Raw genomic sequence first — 2925 nt, forward strand, 5'->3', positions numbered from 1 at the left:
CCAGTTCGCCAACCGGTGAGGGGGATGGCTCACCACCGCGGCGACGGTTTCCCTCCCCCCACCATCCCCCGACAAAACCCGATCGTCTCCCCGACCTCATTTTTATGATGGACCTCGGGGTTGATGATGACCGGGTGGTCGAACGTCCCGATCTTTGCACAGATCCTCCCCCACGGGTTCGGGTCGCCGACCGACGGCGTGCCGTGCTTCCGGTGGATGAGGAAGGCCGGCGGGATCAGGTCGAAGGAGGCGAAGCACCTCTCCTTCGTCACCGTGTGCAGCTGCTGGACGTCGAGCACGCAGCCGAAGGACGCAAGGAGGTCGTCGCCCCTCGCGGCCACGTCGTCGGCAAGTTTTCTGATCTCCCTCCCCTCCTGGATGCACTGCCCTGTCCTGTTCTCCAGCATGACCGCGGGCCGCATACCGAACGCCCCCTCATAGGCGTCGAGGAGGGAGACGACAGAGCCGATGATGTCCTGGGTGGTGTTCCTGCGGTCGCCGGGGTGGACCTCGATCAGGTCTGCCGAGGACGTCCTCAGTCTTTCACAACCTCAGACCTCATTTCACTGTCTTTCATCACCTCCTGAAATACCATCATGAGGATCTCCTTGCTCAGGTAGCGCTCATTCTCTGAGGAGGAGTCTGACCCCTCTCTTGCCCGCTGAAGGATGGTAAGGAAGAGACGGCACTGGAATTTCTCATCATTCAGGCTTATGTGTACCTGTTCTGAAGTTTTTTCGAGTTCTGTCTCCGTAGACTCTCGCAGTTTCTTGTAATCCACCATCCAGTCTTTTGCGTTGGGAAGTTTTGCCTGGCATTTCCCGCAGTAGTTTGCGTCATCGCCACACTGTGTATGGCAATCAGGACAGACCTGCATACATCATCACCACCTCATCGTCTAATGAATCTTTCCCGACGTTGAATGACCCTCTACCAGGACTATTTTTTCCAACCGATACGCTCACGAACCCACTCACATATAGCCAATCTCAGAGCAAAACTATCTGGAGATTCCGGGATTCATCTCATTCCTCATGAGAAAATGTGACGAGGGCGTGTATCATGGGGGTATCGTGGAAGGAAACACCACAATCTCATCATTAAATATCCCTGAAGATCTCATTTTCACCCCTCTCCCGCAAAAATATATATCGTGACAGATACATTTCTTGAAAAATACATTCAATCGTATGAATTGAGAAAATCATCCCTATGATGCCCCATGATCGAGATCCACCCCCATTTATACATCGGTAATGAATCAGATTACGAACAACGCGTCAGATACGAAACTGGATGGTGCGTGGTCCATGCCTGCAAGGAGCCCTACCACCGTCAGGCACCGGGATACACGGGTCGGGCCGCCCCGAAAGACCACCCTGAATATCTCATTGCACGGAGAGACGACCACCTCATTCTCAATCTCGTGGATGCCCCGGACCCGGCCTACATCCCCAAAGAGATCATCGATACGGCACTGGAGTACATCGACACCAGCCTGCAGCAGGGCAACCGTGTCCTCGTCCACTGCAACGAAGGGCGTTCACGGTCGCCGGGGATCGGCCTGCTATATCTTGCGGCGTACACCGATATTTTCAGGGGACTGGATTTTATCCGGGCAGAAACAATCTTCCGCTCGATATATCCCCCGTATAACCCGAAAGCCGGCATGAGAGGCTACATGATGGAAAATGGGGACACCTACTCCGGAGCATCAGAAGAACCCGGCGAGGACCGAGAGACATGAGCGCTATTGATCTTGACCAGGCGACCGCCGACGCCCTCATCGCTCTTCCGAAGGTCAGGGCAAATGATGAGGAGACTCACTTCCCTGTGGCAGGAGGGCATCTCTCTCTGCCCCTCCTGTCCCGCGACGGACGTGAATCATTTTCCCTTGATATCCGGAGAGGCAGGTTTGATCTCAGGAAAGGCACATACCAGAACCGCGCACGACAGATTATCGTGCTTGTCAGACTGGATTTCGGGGGGCCACCCCATAGAAATCCTGATGGTGCAGAGATACCCTGCCCCCATCTGCATATATATCGGGAAGGATATGGAGACAAGTGGGCAGTTGCAGTGCCCTCAGACGCGTTTCCCCATCTCCCGGATCCGTGGCAGACCTTGCAGGACTTTATGCACTACTGCACCATACTTGATCCGCCGAATATTCAGAGAGGAATTCTATGATCGGTGAAGTCCAGGGCCTGCTGGACGCGTACTCCCGCTGGCTCAAGGAAAAGACGCAGGTGCGGCAGGTGGACGAGTGGGTGGAGATCACCACGCCCTATCTTGACCGCCACAACGACTATCTCCAGATCTACGCCCGGCGCCGGGACACGGAATATATCCTGACCGATGCAGGCTACATCCTCCAGGACCTGGAGCAGTCGGGCTGTAGACTGGACACGCCGAAGAGAAAGGCGCTGCTGATGATGACGCTCAACGGGTTTGGGGTGAAACTCAACGGGGACATGCTCGAAGTGCACACATCTGCCGCGAACTTCGCCCCCGGCAAACACAACCTGATCCAGGCGATGCTTGCGGTCAACGATCTCTTCAGCCTTGCAACGCCGATGACGGCAAGCCTCTTTTACGAGGACGTGGTCGCCTGGCTGGACACCCACGAGATCCGGTACACCGCAAATATAAAATTCACCGGGCATAGTGGGTTTGATCACCTCTTCGACTTCATCATCCCCAGGTCCCGCAACCAACCAGAACGTATCCTCAAGACGATCAGCAGTCCGAATCGCGAGACAGCACAGGCGGTTGCATTCTCGTGGTTCGACAGTAAAGAAGTTCGCCCGCCTGACTCCAGAGCATATGCCATCCTGAATGACGCCGACCGTCCGGTGCAGGCCGGGGTGCTGGATGCGCTGAGAAGGTATGACGTGACCCCTGTCGTCTGGAGCATGCGGGACC

The 2925-nt window shown here is 55.6% G+C and carries 5 protein-coding genes; 3 read left to right on the forward strand and 2 right to left on the reverse strand.

The features are described 5' to 3' along the window. Positions 1-29: 29 nt before the first annotated feature. Both Q0520_RS11090 and Q0520_RS11095 read right to left on the reverse strand, forming a co-directional pair. Positions 30-422: a hypothetical protein gene (locus Q0520_RS11090; protein ID WP_298670076.1), complete on the reverse strand. Its 393-nt coding sequence runs from the start codon at positions 420-422 to the stop codon at positions 30-32. Between the two features lie 113 nt (positions 423-535). After that, positions 536-877: a hypothetical protein gene (locus tag Q0520_RS11095; protein WP_298670078.1), complete on the reverse strand. Its 342-nt coding sequence runs from the start codon at positions 875-877 to the stop codon at positions 536-538. Between the two features lie 426 nt (positions 878-1303). Between Q0520_RS11095 and Q0520_RS11100 the strand changes: the two genes are divergently transcribed. The 3 genes from Q0520_RS11100 to Q0520_RS11110 all read left to right on the forward strand — a co-directional run. Beyond that, a complete protein-coding gene (locus Q0520_RS11100; protein WP_298670080.1) occupies positions 1304-1747 on the forward strand; it encodes a dual specificity protein phosphatase in 444 nt (147 codons plus the stop codon). Continuing rightward, a complete protein-coding gene (locus tag Q0520_RS11105) occupies positions 1744-2190 on the forward strand; it encodes a DUF6978 family protein (RefSeq protein ID WP_298670081.1) in 447 nt (148 codons plus the stop codon). Before Q0520_RS11100 ends, Q0520_RS11105 begins: the two co-directional genes overlap by 4 nt. Further along, a partial coding sequence (locus Q0520_RS11110; RefSeq protein WP_298670083.1) for a DUF1829 domain-containing protein occupies positions 2187-2925 on the forward strand: 739 nt, incomplete at its 3' end. The genes Q0520_RS11105 and Q0520_RS11110, both read left to right, overlap by 4 nt.

This window comes from uncultured Methanofollis sp. (assembly GCF_937919355.1).
GTDB lineage: Archaea > Halobacteriota > Methanomicrobia > Methanomicrobiales > Methanofollaceae > Methanofollis.